The organism is Ensifer sp. 22460, assembly GCF_052044935.1.
In the GTDB taxonomy this organism is placed as follows: Bacteria; Pseudomonadota; Alphaproteobacteria; order Rhizobiales; family Rhizobiaceae; genus Ensifer.
Window position 1 is genome coordinate 1 of the sequence record NZ_JBQENZ010000083.1, and the last position, 333, is coordinate 333.

General features: G+C 61.9%; 1 protein-coding gene. It reads left to right on the forward strand.

All coding sequences use genetic code 11. The features are described 5' to 3' along the window. Positions 1–333, forward strand: a 333-nt coding sequence (locus ACTJKM_RS36100; RefSeq protein WP_440661900.1) for a flagellin, incomplete at both ends; no start/stop codon positions are given.

Here is a 333-nt window from a genome sequence, read left to right on the forward strand (position 1 = left end):
ATCCAGGTCGACGCCACCGGCGCTAACGTTACGACCGGCGGCACCGGCCTGCTCTCCAGCTACATGGAATACAAGCTGGCGACCAACGGTTCGACGGTCACGACCGGCTACAGCGTGCTGTCGATGGACATCACCAACATGACCACCGGTGCTCTGGCAGAAGCCATCTCGGGCGTTGACGCAACGCTGCTGCAGATGACCGACGCCGCTTCCGACCTCGGTGCGCTCAACAGCCGCGTCGAGCTGCAGAAGAACTTCGTTCAGGACCTCTCGGACTCGATCGAGAAGGGCATCGGCAAGCTCGTCGACGCTGACATGAACGAAGAGTCGACC